Annotated in this window: 17 protein-coding genes; all 17 read left to right on the top strand. The window is 43.9% G+C overall.

The annotated features are described in order from the left end of the window. Positions 1 to 93 precede the first annotated feature (93 nt). The 17 genes from EST42_RS03555 (at position 94) to EST42_RS03480 (ending at position 15449) form a co-directional block, all read left to right on the top strand. Positions 94 to 843, top strand: coding sequence for a hypothetical protein (locus EST42_RS03555; protein WP_134644241.1), 750 nt, complete (start codon positions 94 to 96; stop codon positions 841 to 843). Between the two features lie 62 nt (positions 844 to 905). Further along, on the top strand, positions 906 to 1040 hold the full coding sequence (locus EST42_RS11365; RefSeq protein WP_280633868.1) for a hypothetical protein: 135 nt from the start codon (positions 906 to 908) through the stop codon (positions 1038 to 1040). A gap of 141 nt (positions 1041 to 1181) precedes the next feature. Further along, positions 1182 to 2165: a LacI family DNA-binding transcriptional regulator gene (locus EST42_RS03550; protein WP_134644240.1), complete on the top strand. Its 984-nt coding sequence runs from the start codon at positions 1182 to 1184 to the stop codon at positions 2163 to 2165. A 232-nt stretch (positions 2166 to 2397) separates the two neighbouring features. Continuing rightward, positions 2398 to 3144 carry a sugar phosphate isomerase/epimerase family protein gene (locus tag EST42_RS03545; RefSeq protein WP_134644239.1) on the top strand — a complete coding sequence of 249 codons (747 nt, stop codon included), beginning with the start codon at positions 2398 to 2400 and terminating at the stop codon, positions 3142 to 3144. Positions 3145 to 3146: 2 nt separating this feature from the next. Next, the gene (locus tag EST42_RS03540; RefSeq protein ID WP_134644238.1) at positions 3147 to 4433 is read left to right on the top strand and encodes a gluconate:proton symporter; all 1287 of its coding nucleotides are present in this window, start codon (positions 3147 to 3149) and stop codon (positions 4431 to 4433) included. Positions 4434 to 4453: 20 nt separating this feature from the next. Beyond that, positions 4454 to 5419 (top strand): sugar kinase, encoded by a 966-nt coding sequence (locus EST42_RS03535; RefSeq protein WP_134644237.1) that lies wholly within the window; start codon positions 4454 to 4456, stop codon positions 5417 to 5419. Then, positions 5419 to 6039, top strand: coding sequence for an orotidine 5'-phosphate decarboxylase / HUMPS family protein (locus tag EST42_RS03530; protein ID WP_085637773.1), 621 nt, complete (start codon positions 5419 to 5421; stop codon positions 6037 to 6039). Before EST42_RS03535 ends, EST42_RS03530 begins: the two co-directional genes overlap by 1 nt. Next, the gene (gene hxlB / locus EST42_RS03525) at positions 6039 to 6581 is read left to right on the top strand and encodes a 6-phospho-3-hexuloisomerase (RefSeq protein ID WP_134644236.1); all 543 of its coding nucleotides are present in this window, start codon (positions 6039 to 6041) and stop codon (positions 6579 to 6581) included. Before EST42_RS03530 ends, hxlB begins: the two co-directional genes overlap by 1 nt. Before the next feature lie 135 nt (positions 6582 to 6716). Further along, a complete protein-coding gene (locus EST42_RS03520; RefSeq protein WP_134644235.1) occupies positions 6717 to 6914 on the top strand; it encodes a hypothetical protein in 198 nt (65 codons plus the stop codon). Between the two features lie 103 nt (positions 6915 to 7017). Next, positions 7018 to 8007 (top strand): ribose utilization transcriptional repressor RbsR, encoded by a 990-nt coding sequence (gene rbsR, locus EST42_RS03515; protein ID WP_134644234.1) that lies wholly within the window; start codon positions 7018 to 7020, stop codon positions 8005 to 8007. Positions 8008 to 8186: 179 nt separating this feature from the next. Next, positions 8187 to 8582: a D-ribose pyranase gene (rbsD, locus tag EST42_RS03510; protein WP_010370848.1), complete on the top strand. Its 396-nt coding sequence runs from the start codon at positions 8187 to 8189 to the stop codon at positions 8580 to 8582. A 16-nt stretch (positions 8583 to 8598) separates the two neighbouring features. Further along, positions 8599 to 9951, top strand: coding sequence for an L-fucose:H+ symporter permease (fucP, locus tag EST42_RS03505; RefSeq protein WP_209019470.1), 1353 nt, complete (start codon positions 8599 to 8601; stop codon positions 9949 to 9951). Between the two features lie 9 nt (positions 9952 to 9960). Then, on the top strand, positions 9961 to 10899 hold the full coding sequence (gene rbsK, locus EST42_RS03500) for a ribokinase (protein ID WP_209019469.1): 939 nt from the start codon (positions 9961 to 9963) through the stop codon (positions 10897 to 10899). 14 nt (positions 10900 to 10913) lie between these two features. Next, on the top strand, positions 10914 to 11606 hold the full coding sequence (gene rpiA, locus EST42_RS03495) for a ribose-5-phosphate isomerase RpiA (protein ID WP_134644232.1): 693 nt from the start codon (positions 10914 to 10916) through the stop codon (positions 11604 to 11606). Positions 11607 to 11840: 234 nt separating this feature from the next. After that, a complete protein-coding gene (locus EST42_RS03490; protein WP_245150368.1) occupies positions 11841 to 12662 on the top strand; it encodes a DNA adenine methylase in 822 nt (273 codons plus the stop codon). 5 nt (positions 12663 to 12667) lie between these two features. Next, positions 12668 to 14080 (top strand): type II restriction enzyme, encoded by a 1413-nt coding sequence (locus EST42_RS03485; protein ID WP_134644231.1) that lies wholly within the window; start codon positions 12668 to 12670, stop codon positions 14078 to 14080. A 106-nt stretch (positions 14081 to 14186) separates the two neighbouring features. Then, positions 14187 to 15449: a DUF262 domain-containing protein gene (locus EST42_RS03480; protein ID WP_134644230.1), complete on the top strand. Its 1263-nt coding sequence runs from the start codon at positions 14187 to 14189 to the stop codon at positions 15447 to 15449. Positions 15450 to 15459: the final 10 nt, after the last annotated feature.

Genomic DNA, 15459 nt, shown 5'->3' with positions numbered 1-15459 from the left:
TCTGTAAATGGTGGTGATGCCAAGCGCTTTCGTGCATGATAGTTCAGTCTCACAAAACTGGTGAGACTAATTTTTTGATGTGGGGGCGTACTGATGACAACAACTATTGTCATTAATAAGCAGGGTTATGCAGTGAAAGACCTGCATGTATTTGGGGAGACGGTGACGATTTCGCCGGAACGAACGGTCATGATTGTGGCCTGCCAAGTCAATGGGATGACGACGGCTGCCGTGGTGTACCAAGCAGATGGCACTTTCATGGGTATTGCGCAATCGAGCAATACGTTGATGCAACAGTTAGAACACGCGTCGGGTTATTTTCGCCGCCGCCAAGTCCAAACGATGCAACGCTTGTTACCGAACACGTTAGATCCTGAGGCAAAGTCATTACCGTGGGTGAAGGGACAACACGCATTTATGCCGATTACCTGTTACACCGATGGACCGACAACGTGGGTGAATACGGCCTTTTTGACAGCAATCGAAACGCAGGGGTTTCAAACGCGATTAGTCATGGATGGGGCACCAGATATCGTGACAAGCAAGGGACGGAACAAGTTTATTAAGCAGCTGACGGCCATTAAAATCATCAGTTTGTGGATGTGCCAAGACCTGTATGGCCGCGGGTCGCAGTTAGAACGGGCGATTTTGCCAATGATTAATTGGCCGGATAATGCCCCAATCAATGTGGACCAGGCAGCTTTACAGGCCTCACGTGATTTAACGTGTTTAACCACCCTTGGCGAAAGGCTAAAATTACCTGTCGATGAAGAAACTACTTTAGCAGATCTACAGCGACAGGCGCGTCTAAATATTTGTCAACGTGGTATGAAAACGTTTTAACGGTAAAAATTATCGTTTTAGAATAAAAACGGGGGTAAGCATACAGAGAGTGGATAGAAAAGATGTACGTGATTAAATGTTCAGATAGTTACTTAATGGGCGCAGCTGTTAACCATACGTGGCAAACGGCTACCAGTGCTGATTTGGCAAAGAGATTTGAAGCAAAGTCAGATGCTGAAGCCTTTTTAGCAAAGTAAGAGTTAGCTGAAGTTGGTAAGACTGTAAAACTGTAGTGATTAGTTAATGCGTTGACGCGAAACCGTCGGCGCATTATTTGTCTCATTTGGATTAAATGCTATACTTTGAATTATCACAATCTGAAAAGAGGATGTTCTTCAATGGCAAATGAAGAGAAATTGAATATCAATGACATTGCAGAACGGGCAGGGGTCAGTATTGCCACAGTGTCACGATATCTCCATGGCCGACTTGAGAAAATGTCGGATAAAACCGCGAATCGCATTAAGCAAATCATCGAAGAAACTGGCTACGTGCCTAATGCCTCAGCGGTCCAATTGATGACGCAACGCAGTGGTCTGATTGCCATCGTGGCTGCGGATGTGGATGATTATTTTTCAACGGAATTCTTCAAAGGGGCCTCATCGATTCTTGAAGCAGAATCGTATACCGGGGTGCTTTTTGACACGAATTCATCAGTTAAGCGGGAAGCATCATTACTTGATCGCATCAGCCAACAAAATTTTGATGGTGTGATTATGCAACCAATCTCGGCTGATAACGAAGTTCTACAAAAGCACATTAGAAAGAATTTACCGGTCGTGTTGGTTGACCGTGAGACAACGGGTGGCGACTATGATATGGTCGTGACGGATAATGAGCAAGCTGCAAAACGGGCGGCGCAACACTATCGTGACCAAGGCTTTGCGAATGTTGTTGTGATTTCTGAGCCAATTGCTAACGTGTCAACACGTACGGCGCGTTGGCGTGGGGTGCAAGCAGTTTATCCAGATGCTCAAATGATTGAAATTACGCATCCGGGGATCATTGGCGCAGAACAGGTGCAAACGATTATTAGTCAATTGCCAACGGATGCCCCGACCGTTGTATTCTTCTTTAAGGAACGGTTGATGTTGGAAATCTTGCCGCACATGATTCGTGAAAATGTCTTGACTGCGCAACTACGAGTGACTGGTTTTTCAGACACAAAACTCGCGCGCGACCTTAATCCAAACGTGAAGCTAATCCAGCAAAACCCTTTTCTGATGGGGGCTTCAGCGGCTGAGTTGCTCTTGCGTCGGTTGGATAAAAAGACGGCCAAAACACAAACTGAAAAAATCGTCATTGCGGCGACTTATGAATAGACTGTTTACAACACCCAACTTGGGTGTTATTCTTGTCACGTAAGGTTAAGCGCTTACCTAACTTTGTGAGTAAGCAAGATTAGGTAGTGACTTAATTTTAACGGGCCATTGTGCCCATATATTTTTGGATATTGGTTAAGCGCTTAACCTAAAATGATGACGGATATTTTAGAGATTAGGTGAGCAATGGTGCGGTTTGACGAAATGGTGCCACTGTTCTTAGGGGTATGACATGGCAAAGCTATTTTTGAACACATGGATTTTTGAGGATGCGGTGAAGCAAGGACGTACGCAAGCTGAGTTAATTGCTCAAGTTAAGGAATTGGGGGCCGACGGCATTGAAGTTCGGCGCGAATACTTCCACGATTTGGCAACAGAACTCGCAGCGGTGCACGAAGCGGCTGCGACAGCAGAGTTGGCTGTTGCATTGAGCATCCCGGATGAATTGTTTGTCAACGGGTTAGTTAATGAAAAGTTACCGCAGTACATTGCGGAGCTACAAACACTAGGCGCAGTTAAAGCGAAGTTCAATTTGGGTGATTACGCCAACTTTACTGGTGACCTGGCGACAGCCTTTAAGGATTGGCCAGCTGATATCACCATTAATATTGAAAATGATCAAACGGCATTAAGTGGTCACCTTGAACCGATTCATGCCTTCTTGCAAGACGCAAAGTCAGCGGGAGTTGAGATTGGGTATGTTTACGACCTTGGTAACTGGGCATTCACGAAGGGGGATGCGGTAAAAAGTGCTGAGCGATTGGCACCTTATACCGATTACGTGCACTTTAAGAATGCAGCTGACACGGACAATGGGTTGATTGTGACAACTGATTTGGCTGAAGGCTTGTTTGATTGGGAAGCCATTTACAAGCTATTCGACAAAAACGTTGATGTTGCCCTGGAATTCCCAATGGCAACTAACGAACAAATTGCCGTGCAAGTGACGATGTTACGTCACGCAATGGAGGCTCGTTAATCATGGTTAACACGATTATTGCAATTTTGTTGTTGCTGACATTTGTCGGTTTTATCTTCTACATCTTCAAGGGTGGTAACTTGATGGTTGGGTTCTTCGTGATGGCAATCCTTTGGTCTGTCATCGGGCTAGTGCCATTTGATGTCGCCATTAAGAAAGTCTTCGCTGAGCCAGCGTTAAATTATGGACCAACGATTATCTACATTGCGTTCGGATCATGGTTTGGTCGTGTTTTGGTTGACTCAGGTATTGCACCCGCCATTTCACAACGCACGGCGAAGGCAGGTAAGAAGAATGTGATGTTGGCCGCCATTTTGGTTATCTTGGTTACGGCGTTGATTTTCATTAGTGCGTACGGTGTTGGTTCAGTTATCGCGATCGGAGTTATCTTGTTGCCGATTCTATTGTCACTTGGTATTCCACGTAAGATTGCCTTGCCAGTCTTCTTGATGTCGGTTGGTGCACCAATGTACTTGAATCTGGTGCTTTTCAACCAAATCAAGGCCTTCTTCCCAAAGGCTGACTATAGTGGCAAGTATTTGATTTTCGGTATCACAGCCATGACTGTGCAACTGTTGGCGGTTATCATTTACCTCTTTATTCACCGCAAGTCATTTGATGCCTCAAAGGCGGACGAGAACTTGAAGCTAGTTGGTGCTGAAGTCTCAACAGAAGAAATTAAGATTCCATGGCCTGCCTTTATTGTGCCGGTTGTCCCAGTCTTTATGAATTTGGCGTTTAAGTGGGATGCCGTACCATCATTGATTTTGGCAACCTTGTTGGCGATGTTGTTAACGGGTAAGATGCGCCACTGGAAAGCATTTAACGACTTCCTGAACGATACCATTAAAACAGCAATTTCAGATATTGCTGGATTGATTATGTTCTTGATGGCACTGATCATGTTCTCCGGCGCTGCCCAAATTAATGCAGCTCGTTTCCAAACGTTATTGACGTCAATTTTGCCATCAAACATTTGGATGTTGGCCTTGGCACTTGGAATTGCCGCACCATTGGCGTTGTTCCGTGGTCCGTTGCACGTTTGGGGCGCAGGAGCTGCCACCGCTGCCGTTTTGGCGGGAGCGCACATTTTCCCAGATACCTTGTTGTTGCCTTTGATGTATGTGCCTAGTTTGATGGCGGTGTCGACTGACTTGACGCAATCATGGAACGTTTGGGCCTTGAAGTACATGAAGGTCGACAGTCGTGAACTGTTGAAGCAGGGTGTGCCGGTAATGTGGATTGTTTCAATCATTAACGTTATTTTGGCCGTTTTGATTATCAAGTAAGAGATTGAAGGATTATAATCATGAGTGAATTTTTAACGATTGGTGAGCCAGTTGTGACGTTCATGTCGAAGGACGCGGACGCTAGCTTGGTTGACACCATTAATTACTTTAAGTTGCTGGGTGGCGCAGAGTTAAACGTGGCTATTGGGGTACAGCGTTTGGGTCACACAACGGAATATGTGAGTCGCTTAGGTGCTGATCCGTTAGGTGGGTACGCCAAAAAGCAAATCCTTGAACATGGGGTTGGAACGACTTTCGTGACCGAAGATGCAGATAACTGGACGGGATTCCAATTGAAGCAGATGGTGACGACGGGGGATCCACAAACGTTTAACTACCGGACAGGGTCAGCTGCAGCACACTTGTCAGCAGATGTGTTGGATGACGTGAAATTGGACGACGTGAAAATTGCCCACATGTCAGGGATTTTCCCAGCGTTGTCAGAGACCTCAAACAAGGCCTTCCGTCACTTGATGGATCGCTTGGTCGCAGCCGACAAGTTGATCACGTTTGACCCTAACTTACGTCCAGCCCTTTGGAACGACGATGCCCGTATGATTCGTGAAATTAACGAATTTGCAAAGTCTGCAGATATCATTTTGCCAGGTAACAACGAAGGTAAGATCTTGATGGGCAGTGAAGACCCTAAGGATATTGCGGACTTCTACTTGAATCAAAGTGAGCGGACGAAGGTTGTCATCGTGAAGGTTGGGCCTGCCGGAGCATACGTGCAAACACGCGATACAGAAGGCTTTATGGTACCCGGCTTTAAGGTCGCTAATGTAGTTGATACAGTAGGTGCTGGTGACGGTTTTGCTCTTGGTGTGATTACGGCCTTGCTAGAAGACAAGTCATTGCGCGCTGCCACCATGCGTGGAAACGCAGTTGGGGCCTTGCAAGTGCAAACACCTGGTGATAATGATGGTTATCCAACATCAGCGCAATTGGCAGCATTTTATGCCACAGAAGGAGTAAGTGAAGACTAATGAAGTTACAAGTAGCAATTGATCGTGTGTCATTAGCACATGCCATTGCATTGGCGAAGGACCTTGATGGTATCGCTGATGTGATTGAACTCGGTACATCTTTGGTAAAGGACTATGGCTTGATTGCCTTGTCAGATATCAAGGCAGAAATTAAGCATTCAGAATTGTTGATGGACTTGAAGGCCATCGACGAAGGTGTTTATGAATTTAACAAGGGTTTTGAAGCCAACGCCGACATTTTGACGGTCATGGGGTCAGCCGACTTATCAACGATCAGTGCCGTATATGAGGTGACGGAAAAGGCGGGCAAGACAATGTTGATTGACTTGTTGAACATGACGGATGAGGAGATTGCACCATTGATGACGTTTGACCACGCCATCTTTGGATTGCACCACTCACACGATAATGCCACCAACTTCGATGCAGCCGGGTCAGTTAAGCACTTCCATGAACAATTCCCAGCTGCAAAGCGCATTGCCGTGGCCGGTGGGATTGATTTGGACCAAGTGAAGAAGCTGTCAGCGGATGGTATTGCTGAAATTGCCATTGTTGGTGGAAAGATTGCCGGTGCAGCTGATCCAGTTGCAGCCGGTCGTGAATTTAAGGAGGCGCTATAATGGCTTTAGTAAATGAGGTATTGTCAGAAATTCAAGAAGTGATGACACAAGTAGATGATGCTCAACTGGACGTTGCTGAAAACATCATCACGAAGGACAAGCGTATCTTCGTATTGGGCGCTGGCCGTTCAGGTTTGATGGTGAAGGGCTTTGCCATGCGTTTGATGCACATCGGATACACGGTGTTCGTCATTGGCGAGACGATTACGCCTTCAATTGCTGAAGGCGATGTCTTGGTTGCGGTCTCAGGTTCTGGGACAACCGGCTCAGTTGTTGGCCCTGCGCAAAAGGCAGCTGACAATGGTGTCCACGTGATTGGTGTGACGTCAAACCCAACCTCACCATTGGCAGCCTTGGGCGAGGCCACGATTGTGGTACCTGGTGCTACTAAGGCTGGTGACGGAGTGAAGTCAATTCAATTGTTGAGCACGTTGTTTGATCAAAGTGTGCACATTACGTTGGATATCTTGACGTTGATGATTAGCCGTCGTGACCACGTGTCAAACGACACTGCCAAGGCCACGCACTCAAACATGGAATAGTATTACATTAAGTTTCAAACCTTTACTCAAAAAAATCTCACTGAAAAAATAAAGCGGCTCCCTGGTGATGCGAGGGGCCGCTTTTTTTGCAGACCTCAAAACCAGTAATTACCAGATAAGAGGTGTAAGATTGATATGACAATTTTTGAAATGGGGTTCATGAAGATGTATGCGATTGAATATTATGGCGGGTACGTTAGGGACGTAGTGAATGGACAAATTCAGAGGACATTTAGTCCGTTTACAGCTAAGCAGTTTTGGTCTGAGATAGATGCACAGAACTTTATGTATCAACATGGCATTGCGTTTGTGGGGAAGATTGTACGGCGGTAGTTTGGTACTAATTTCATAAAGTCAGCCGAAAGATAGCTATTTAGTAAATGGTTTTACAGGTATAATGATAACCATACTAGATTGTGGAAGGAGACTGATCGTGATGAAAAAAGCGTCGATTAAAGATGTGGCAAATTTAGCAGGTGTGTCACCGACAACGGTCTCACAAGTGCTGAATAAACGAAATGATCATTTTCCACAGGAAACGATTGATAAAGTGCTTGCTGCACAGAAAGAACTGGGCTACGTGCCAAATCAAAGTGCGAAGACCTTACGTGGTAATGCGAATCCCTTGATTGGGGTGTTGGTACCCAGTTTACGGAATCCGTTCTTTTCAGATTTGATGCAAAGTATGCAAGAACACGCACATGGCATGGCTGACCTGGCATTTTTTTCAGCGACAGATGACGAGATTGATCAAGCTATTTTGACGCTGATTGGGCGTGGCGTTAATGGCTTGGTAATCGCACGCATGTTGCCATATGTGCAAGATGTGAACACCTATCTCAATAAGCAGAAGCTGCCATACGTAGTTTTGGACCAAACAAATGCTGATACTGATGCTGATTCCGTGAAGACGAATGAATATCAAGGCGGGGTGACGGTTGCTGAACATTTGCTACAATTGGGCCACCGTGATGTTGCGTTAATTCTACCTGACCATCTAACAGAAAATTTGCGTGAGCGTATTCAAGGCTTTGAGAAGACGGTCAACCAGACGGAAAACACCAGTATTACACACTTTGAAACGTCGATGTCAAAACACGGCGGCTTAGCAATTGCCTCCCGTGTTAAGCGAGCAAACGTGACAGCGGCCTTTGCCCTAAACGATGAATTAGCTATTGGCTTATTACGTGGTTTGAAAAATGCCGGCGTAGACGTGCCCAAAACATTTAGTGTGGTTGGTTATGACAATACGGATTATTCAGAATTTATGGTACCTTCAGTAACTACGGTCACGCAGCCGGTTTGGCGAATGGGGCAGATTGCTTTGGATATGGTATTAGCTCGGATTAATGATCCGAGCATCGCCAAGCAAACGGAAATTTTAGATACTCATTTAATTATTAGAGAATCAACAGATTCGATTTAATATCATTGATATGATGCCAATCAAGCATTAAAAACGACGTGTTTTTAGTGCTTGATTTTTTTATTTGGGCAAATGTAAGGGTTTACATTTTGTTTATTCGGTGTATATTAAAACTTGTAAAACGATTTACAAAAACGATTTACATGGAAAGTATAACGTTTGTTTGGGGGACATTCATCATGAAGAAGGTTGGAATTTTAAATTCTGAGCTAGCATACACGGTAGCTCAAATGGGACATAAGGATACGTTAGCGATTGGGGATGCTGGTTTGCCGGTACCAGCTGGAACAAAGAAGATTGACCTGGCCGTGACGTTCCAAACGCCAGATTTCCAAACGGTACTTGAAAATGTTTTGACGGAAATGCAGGTTGAAGCCATCACGTTAGCCGAGGAAATCAAGACGGAAAATCCAGATCAATTAGCGGCAATCTTAGCAGTTTTGCCGAATGTTGACGTGACGTTTGTACCGCATGAAGAATTTAAGCAACAATTGGGGGCCACACGGGCAGTGGTTCGAACGGGTGAATCACATCCGTTCGCTAATATTATTTTGCGTAGTGGCGTGGCATTTTAGTCGAAGGGGATAAATCATGGAAAACATGGGGGCAAAGGTTGTACGACCTTTTACAAAGCATATTGATGAATTGTCGGATGGGTATTTAACGAAGACGCCGTTATTCCAATTCATTGTAATTTCGCTAATCTTCCCAATGTGGGGGGCAGCGGCTAGTCTGAATGACATCTTAATCACGCAGTTTAAGACAGTCTTTCAACTGAATGATGCCTCAACCGCATTCGTGCAGTCAGCGTTTTACGGTGGGTATTTCTTAATTGCGATTCCGGCATCATTGGTTATCAAGAAAACATCTTATAAGTTTGCGATTATGTTGGGGCTGATTGCTTACATTATTGGCGCAGGATTATTCTTCCCGGCTTCACGTGTTGCAACGTACTCAATGTTCTTATTTGCCATTTTTGCTATCGCGATTGGGTTGTCGTTCTTGGAAACAGCCAGTGATACCTATAGTTCGATGCTTGGACCTAAGAAGTATGCGAACTTGCGTTTGAACATCTCAGCCGCATTGACGCCATTGGGAGATATTGCTGGAATTCTACTTGGAAAGTACATGATTTTTAGCACAGGTGGTAATTTGGCGACCAAGATGGCGGGGATGCATGGTGCTGAACGAATTGCCTATGGTGAAAAGATGTTGCAATTAACCTTGCAACCATACAAGTACATCATTGGTGTCCTGATTATTATGTTGTTGATCTTGGCTGTGACCAAGATGCCAAGCGCTAAGCCAAAGGTTGAAACACTGGCTGGTCAAGAGACCACTGAAAAAGCCACTTTGGGTGAAACCATCAAGTACTTGTTGGGAAACTTCCGTTACAAGAAAGGCATCCTCGCCCAATTCGTTTACGTTGGGATGCAAACAACGGTTTGGTCATTTACGATTCGTTTGGCCTTGGATTTGAATAAGCAAATTAGTGATGCGGATGCCACAACCTTTATGGTCTATTCATATGCGATGTGGTTCGTCGGTAAAGTGGTTGCAACCTGGTTCTTGGGCCGTTATAAGGTCGCAACCGTGTTGAGTATCTACTCAGTGTTGGGAACTATTACGTTACTGGTCACGACATTCGGCCAAGGCATGATTGCCGTGTACGCGGCTGTGTTTGTGAGCTTCTTCTTTGGCCCACAGTGGCCAACGATTTACGCCCACACATTGGATAATGTCGCAGATAAGAAGTATACCGAAACGGCCGGTGCCATTTTGGTAATGGCGATTGTTGGTGGTGCAGTATGGCCACTATTCCAAGGGTTGGTATCTGACTGGTCTGGTTCAATGCAATTGTCATTCATTGTGCCAACCATCGCATTTATGATCGTGTCATGGTACTTCATCTCTGAAATGAAGTATGCAAAGGAAGAAAAGTAGGTGATTGTGATGAATAAGATTGTTGTCATTGGTAGTTTGAATTTGGACATTATTCAAAACATTTCGCGTTTACCATTGCAGGGTGAGACGCTGCGAGTTGATTCGCGTGGCACGAATCTAGGTGGTAAGGGTGCGAACCAGGCTGTTGCGGCAGCCCGCCAAGGTGCCGACGTGAGTTTCATTGGGGCCATTGGTCAGGATGCAGCAGGTGTGCAATTCAGAAATTTGCTTGAAGATGAAGGTATTAACACAGCTGGCCTGGTTGAAAAAGAAGACGCTACGGGTACCGCAACGATTTTGCTAGAAGAAGATGGCCACAATACGATTTTGGTGTATGGTGGTGCGAACATGAAGCTGACAGCAGACGATGTGGTGAAGTCAGAACAACTTATTGCGGAAGCTGATTTTGTGATTGCACAGTTTGAAGTTGCCCAAGAGGCGGTTGCGAAGGGCTTCTATCTCGCCAAGAAATACGGTGTCACGACAGTGCTTAACCCAGCACCGGTCTTGAATTACAAAGATATTGATCCAGCAATTCTTGCCGCAACGGACATTATTGTACCAAACGAAACAGAAGCAGCGGCTTTGCTAAATTGCGAACCATCAACTGATTTCGATGACTTATTGGATATCAGTGAGCAATTTGCGGACCTCTCAATTACGGGCACGATTGTGACTTTGGGTGAAGATGGGGTTTACTACAAGTTAGCTGGCCAAGATGCACGCACCCAACCCATTTTTAAAGTGAAGGCGGTCGATACAACCGCTGCGGGTGACACATTTATTGGAGCAACGTTTGCGTACCTAAATGCTGATTGCACGAATATTTATGACGCAATTCAATATGCATCCAAGGCGTCGTCAATTGCGGTTTCACATTCAGGGGCTATTCGGTCAATCCCAACGAAAAAGGCTGTGTTGGCATCATTAAATTTGGTACATGCATAGTTGGAGGTGATCTGATGAACACATTAGAACAAAAGCGCGCGGCTGGAAAGTACGCTGCGACGTTAATTGAAAATGGCATGGTTGTCGGTCTTGGCACAGGTTCAACGGTTAAGTTTTTCGTCGAAGAACTGGGGCGCCATGTCAATGAAGAAGGATTAGACATTGTCGGGGTGACAACATCGACGCGTACAGCCGAACAGGCTCGGACGTTAGGGATTACTTTGGCAGATGTAGATGATGTAGACCACATCGATATTACCGTCGATGGCGCGGATGTTGTTGATGCACAATTGAACGGGATTAAAGGTGGTGGTGCGGCACTGTTGTACGAAAAGGTTGTCGCTAAAAACTCCTGCCGGAATGTTTGGATTGTTGACGAATCAAAGGTGCACGAGGAACTAGGTCATTTCCCATTGCCGGTTGAAGTTGTCACTTATGGTGCTGAGCAGCTGTGCCGGGTCTTTGATAACCATGGCTTGCACCCGGTGCTACGTCGTACGGCTGATGGGGAGCCGGTGAAGACGGATAATGGGAATGAAATCGTTGATTTACATTTAGATACGATTCCGTTTCCAAGTGAATTAGCAAATTGGTTAGCTAATCAAGTGGGTGTGATTGAGCATGGGTTGTTCCTGAATGTTGCTGATGAAGTGATTGTTGGTGGGGATGAAATTCAGGTGCTGAAGTCGCCAGCTTTGATGTATTAGATGGTAGAAAGTCTGTTGAGATATGCTCGACGGACTTTTTTGTGAATATAGCTAAATGATGCAATAAATCAAAGTTATAAAGCTTGTTGTTAATAAGTTGATCCATTTAAAAAAGTGATCAACAATTAAGATCCAATTTGACGAGACAGAGGATCACGCGCATGCTTAACCAACCAACCAACCAACCAACCAACCAACCAACCAACCAACCAACCAACCAACCAACTAGGTGAGATCCGTCCATTTATCAAATGGGTCGGTGGAAAAAAGCAGCTTCTGCCAGAATTGGCTAAGTACGTTCCAAAGCAATTTGGGACGTATTTTGAGCCGTTTCTGGGAGGAGGTGCCTTTTTGTTGTCTTTGGAACCCCATGATGCGGTTGTGAATGACTTTAATCCGGAATTAGCAAACGTTTGGCGCATTGTGCGTGATCGACCAGATGAACTATTAGAAAAATTGGTAGAACACCAGGCTAATAATTCAAAAGAATATTACTTGGATTTGCGATTGACTGATCGTGATGGTCGTCTTGAAGAAATGACAGAGGTTGAACGAGCAGCGCGATTCATTTATATGATTAAGGTTGGTTTTAACGGTTTGTGGCGTGTAAACAGTAAGGGGCAAAATAACGTACCTTATGGGAAATACAAAAATCCAAAGATTGCAGATGAGCCAACAATTCGACGCGTTTCCGAGTATTTGAATAACGCGAATGTAGACGTTATGACTGGTGATTTTGCAAAAGCGGTCGAAAAGGCACAGACAGGGGACTTTGTGTATTTTGATCCGCCCTATATTCCAGCTAGCGAGACGGCTAGTTTCACAAGTTACTCAAGTGAATTTGGTTATGACGAACAAGTGCGGTTACGTGACTTGTTTAAAGAGTTAAAAGATCGTGGTGTGTTCGTACTGCTATCAAATAATGATGTGCCACTGCTTCATGAACTATATGAGGGGATTGGTGTAATCGAAACAGTAGAAGCGCATCGTTTCGTTGCTGCAAAAGCAAGTAGTCGAGCCAAAGTTTCTGAAGTGCTTGTGCGGAGTTGGGAGTAAGATGAATGGCAAAAGCAAGAACTAGAAAGCAAGATATCGCCTGGCGTTATTTATTTGACCGCTTTGATATACCAAAACAAATTGAGCAAAACGGGGCGTATGAAATTACCAGTAGTGACATTAATAAATACGTACGTGAATATTATGCCGATCGACCTGATAATGCGCCTGACGCTCGAAACTTATTGAAGTTTGATTTTAGTAGTGACTTGCCAGAAGTTTTTAAAGATTCGGTCGATAAGAATATTTTTGGTAAAAGCGCACAGTTTACGTTAATGCCAAAGGGACGGGATCGGTATGTTATTTCTGACTTTAAGACGTTTGAGAGTTTGAAGTATGAAGTACTCGAACCAGTTCGAATGACCTTTCCAAAGTGGATTTCAGGTATTCGCCCAGAAAGTCCGGAAACAATTAATAGTGAGGCTGTTGCACAATCTGTCGCTGAAATGAGTGGCATGCTGAAATATGTGATGGATGATTTAAATGCTGATGTTGTGACAACGTTAAGTGGTAAGAAGGGAACAGGACTGATTGATTTTCAAATCAGTCATTACCGTAATGGCCAAACTAATTTTGTGATTGACGGATGGCAGTCTGAAATTGATGGTGTTTATGAGTCGCCAAGTCGTGTCTTGATTGTCGAATCGAAAAAGAAACGACCTGAGGATTTTAATATTCGTCAGTTGTATATACCAACGCGTATTTATCATGATCAGATGAAGTTTCCTAAGGAAATTTATTCAGCGTACTTTACATATACTGATGATGTATTTTCATTTCACGTTTATCAGTTTACGGATATTGATGATTTTAATTCGTTAAAGAAAATTCGTGAGTATGAATTTGTATTTGAAGAAGAATCGCAGCAAGTAACGCGTGAAACTTTGAAAGTTTTATTGGCACAGCAAAAAGTTTCGGTAGAGCCAAGACGTTTGGATGGTGAATTAGTACCGTTTATTCAAGCTAATGATCCTGAAAAAATCTTTGAAATACCAGTTGTACTTAGTGGTAAACCGCTTACGAGTGAACAAGGGGATGTATTTGAGATAGGTACGAAGGAGTTTTTCGCGGAAGCGTTCAAGTTTGATGTGAGACAATCAGATTATTATGCAAACGCGGCCGAATATTTTAGCTTAGCTCAGAAAGTAGATGGGAGATTTAAAGTCTCTCAATTAGGACGCGTGTTTATTGATGCAGACTATAATACGAAGATTGGGCTATTTGCTAAAGAGTTGGTGCAACGGCCAATTTTTAGAGCGATGATTGAAATTTGGGTGGCTACGGGACATTTACCTGACAATAAAACAGTCGGTGAATTAATCAAACTACATCGACCGGACATTGGTGGAAGCACAGTTCCTCGTCGGGCAAGTTCGGTGAATGCGGTGATGAATTGGTTTGTGATGAGAATTGAATAGGGTGAGAAGCACGGGATAACTAATTTCCGTGCTTTTTCGTAGCCACCTTGTAAATAATGTGATCTAATTAAATGTATATATTATTTACAAAAATGGGAGTATTGAAATGGCTGAAATGAGTTTTGAACGAGTGACGATTGGCACTTTATTTTCTGATAATAAAAATTTAGCTGTGCCAACCTATCAACGTGGCTACGCATGGACAAATCAGGAGTGGGAAGATTTTTGGAACGATTTAGTCGAGGTCTTAGATGAGAATGAAGATGATCATTTTTTAGGACAAGTCGTTACTAATAAGCTTGATGGCAATGATTATGTGGTTGATGGGCAGCAACGAGTGACGACATCAACAATATTTTTAGCCGTCTTACGAGATAGTTTTAATAGTTTGGATTCAGAACGAGCCCGTATGCGTGCGCAAGACCTTCAAAAGAAGTTTATTGTTCGCCGAGGAAACTATAACTTTACACAAGCTGAACAAGTTGCTGATTTTTTTAGTCGATTGATTCAAAATGAAGCGTTCTCTTTTAGCGAGGTAAAGGGGCAAGCTAGCCAAGACAGTGAGCGCAATTTTGTGAAAGCTTACGATTATTTGTACAAGCGTGTGGGTGAACGACTAAAGGATTTTAAGACGGTTGACGATAGGGTTGAATTTTTAGAAGATTTGCAGGATGCATTTCTTGATCACATGTTTGTTATGAAGATTTCAACGCCAGATGAAGCAAGTGCCTTTGTTATCTTTGAAACGTTGAATGCTCGTGGTCGTGACTTGAATAGTTCCGACCTCTTGAAAAATCATCTATTCCGCAAAGCTAGTGGCGATCCCGACATACAGCGCCATTGGGAAGAAATGATGACTCCATTAGATTTCAATTCTGATCGTGCTACGAAGTTCATTCGTGCATACTGGAATGGAACACATGACTTCGTTACTGAGAAGAAGTTGTATCGTGCTTTGAATCGAAGTGTGGAGACTAAGAGCGATGCAACGCGATTGGTTCAGAAGCTTTCAGATTTGTCAGATGAATTTGCCTCTATGCTAGATCCAAAGAACCAAATTTCGTTTCATGATGAAACATTGATTAATAACTTGTATGTACTTAATCAATTGGGAGCAAAGACTTTTTATCCGCTAATTCTTGTTATGGTTGAAAAAGACTTTGACGAAGCAGAAATCACACAAGTGTTGCATAAGATTATTTCGTTTACGATTAGAAACTTTACTATTGGTGGTCTAGTAGCCAATAAGTTTGAAAAATCGTTTGCAACAATTGCGAGAAAGCTAAGCGATGGCGAAATTAGTACTGTTAAGGATATTAATGGTTGCTCTTATGCTAGATTTACGGACAGATTTTTCTCTGCCCTGTAAACTAATAGCA

The sequence above is a fragment of the Weissella cibaria genome (genome assembly GCF_004521965.1).
GTDB lineage: Bacteria > Bacillota > Bacilli > Lactobacillales > Lactobacillaceae > Weissella > Weissella cibaria_A.
This window is presented reverse-complemented; position numbering and strand designations above follow the sequence as displayed.

Bases quoted from the DNA above. Each gene is read 5' to 3' on its own strand.
- EST42_RS03555 (WP_134644241.1), top strand. From the start codon at position 94: ATGACAACAACTATTGTCATTAATAAGCAGGGTTATGCAGTGAAAGAC.
- EST42_RS11365 (WP_280633868.1), top strand. From the start codon at position 906: ATGTACGTGATTAAATGTTCAGATAGTTACTTAATGGGCGCAGCTGTT.
- EST42_RS03550 (WP_134644240.1), top strand. From the start codon at position 1,182: ATGGCAAATGAAGAGAAATTGAATATCAATGACATTGCAGAACGGGCA.
- EST42_RS03545 (WP_134644239.1), top strand. From the start codon at position 2,398: ATGGCAAAGCTATTTTTGAACACATGGATTTTTGAGGATGCGGTGAAG.
- EST42_RS03540 (WP_134644238.1), top strand. From the start codon at position 3,147: ATGGTTAACACGATTATTGCAATTTTGTTGTTGCTGACATTTGTCGGT.
- EST42_RS03535 (WP_134644237.1), top strand. From the start codon at position 4,454: ATGAGTGAATTTTTAACGATTGGTGAGCCAGTTGTGACGTTCATGTCG.
- EST42_RS03530 (WP_085637773.1), top strand. From the start codon at position 5,419: ATGAAGTTACAAGTAGCAATTGATCGTGTGTCATTAGCACATGCCATT.
- hxlB (WP_134644236.1), top strand. From the start codon at position 6,039: ATGGCTTTAGTAAATGAGGTATTGTCAGAAATTCAAGAAGTGATGACA.
- EST42_RS03520 (WP_134644235.1), top strand. From the start codon at position 6,717: ATGACAATTTTTGAAATGGGGTTCATGAAGATGTATGCGATTGAATAT.
- rbsR (WP_134644234.1), top strand. From the start codon at position 7,018: ATGAAAAAAGCGTCGATTAAAGATGTGGCAAATTTAGCAGGTGTGTCA.
- rbsD (WP_010370848.1), top strand. From the start codon at position 8,187: ATGAAGAAGGTTGGAATTTTAAATTCTGAGCTAGCATACACGGTAGCT.
- fucP (WP_209019470.1), top strand. From the start codon at position 8,599: ATGGAAAACATGGGGGCAAAGGTTGTACGACCTTTTACAAAGCATATT.
- rbsK (WP_209019469.1), top strand. From the start codon at position 9,961: ATGAATAAGATTGTTGTCATTGGTAGTTTGAATTTGGACATTATTCAA.
- rpiA (WP_134644232.1), top strand. From the start codon at position 10,914: ATGAACACATTAGAACAAAAGCGCGCGGCTGGAAAGTACGCTGCGACG.
- EST42_RS03485 (WP_134644231.1), top strand. From the start codon at position 12,668: ATGGCAAAAGCAAGAACTAGAAAGCAAGATATCGCCTGGCGTTATTTA.
- EST42_RS03480 (WP_134644230.1), top strand. From the start codon at position 14,187: ATGGCTGAAATGAGTTTTGAACGAGTGACGATTGGCACTTTATTTTCT.